Origin of the sequence: Desulfovirgula thermocuniculi DSM 16036, from assembly GCF_000429345.1 — a bacterium.
In the GTDB taxonomy this organism is placed as follows: domain Bacteria; phylum Bacillota; class Desulfotomaculia; order Desulfotomaculales; family Desulfovirgulaceae; genus Desulfovirgula; species Desulfovirgula thermocuniculi.
In genome coordinates this window covers 1-1,024 of the sequence record NZ_AUBR01000133.1, presented here as the reverse complement: position 1 = coordinate 1,024, position 1,024 = coordinate 1, and the positions used below count along the sequence as shown (strand labels likewise).

The following is a 1,024-nucleotide window of genomic DNA, read 5'->3' as shown; positions in this document are numbered from 1 at the left end:
ATCGGGAAGTGGATCCAGAAGGCCTACGAGGAGGCTCAAAAGGGTGCTACTGTGGTGTGCCTGCTCCCCTCCCGCACGGACACGGCATGGTGGCACGAGTACGTCATGCGGGCCGCGGAGGTCCGCTTCATCCGGGGCAGGCTTCGCTTTGGGGGCGCGGAAAACGGCGCGCCTTTTCCTTCGTGCGTTGTGGTTTTCCGGCCCGGCTACAGCGGGCCGCCCGTAGTGAAGAGCATGGCCGCTCGGTAGGGAAGAAAGCCGGGCGGCTTTTGTTTGCGAGGAGGGTGCTCGCAGCATGTTTTTGGTACCCGACTGGGACGGCCAGTTCCGCTTTTCCGACACGCCGCCCGGGCCGCCACCCTCGGTCAAGCACTTGGAAGTGCGGCCCGTCCCGTACCGGACAGCGCGGGCGTTCGTGGAGCGGCACCACTACCTCGGCTACGCCCCGCCGGGGGCGCGGGCTTGCTTGGGTGTCTGGTACGGGGACCGCCTGGTGGGGACGCTGATGTTCGGTAGGCCTTCGGCCAGGCTAGAGGATCAAGAGCACACCATGGAGTTGACCCGCATGGTCCTGCTGAACGAATGTCCGCGCAACAGCGAGTCCCGCGTCCTGGCCCTGGCGGCAGAGTGGATCCGGAGAAACATGCCCGAAATCCGGCGGCTGATCTCCTACGCCGACCCAGGCAAGGGGCACCGAGGCACGGTGTACCGCGCAGCGGGGTGGCGGTTCGCCGGAAGGACGAACGGCGGCAGGTGGTCCTACCCGAGCCGCCCCCGCCGACGGGACGCCGCCGTGGGACCGAAGCTGAAGTTCGAACTGATTCTCGGCACGCCTTAGCGTTGCGGCGGGAAAGGGGAGTTCGGACGGTGTGGTTTTCCTGATAGGCGACACGTGCGACCGCCGCGTGGTCGGAGTGGCGGCCTCGCTCGGCTGGGGGCGGATGTTCCTGCTCAAGCCCCCGCGCCCCTACCCGGGCGAGCCGTGGGGCTTCGACAACGGCGCCTTCCGTTGCTACCTGCGCGG

2 protein-coding genes are annotated in these 1,024 nt (G+C 67.7%); both read left to right on the top strand.

The genetic code is table 11. From position 1 onward, the window contains the following. Positions 1-249 (top strand): DNA N-6-adenine-methyltransferase (locus tag G454_RS19785; protein ID WP_035108141.1); only part of this gene is annotated, 249 nt, incomplete at its 5' end. A gap of 46 nt (positions 250-295) precedes the next feature. Beyond that, complete coding sequence (locus G454_RS19780) at positions 296-838, top strand: XF1762 family protein (protein WP_051276566.1); 543 nt, start codon at positions 296-298, stop codon at positions 836-838. Positions 839-1,024 lie beyond the last annotated feature (186 nt).

Excerpts from the sequence above, each read along its gene's own strand:
- G454_RS19780 (WP_051276566.1), top strand. The coding sequence starts at position 296 with ATGTTTTTGGTACCCGACTGGGACGGCCAGTTCCGCTTTTCCGACACG.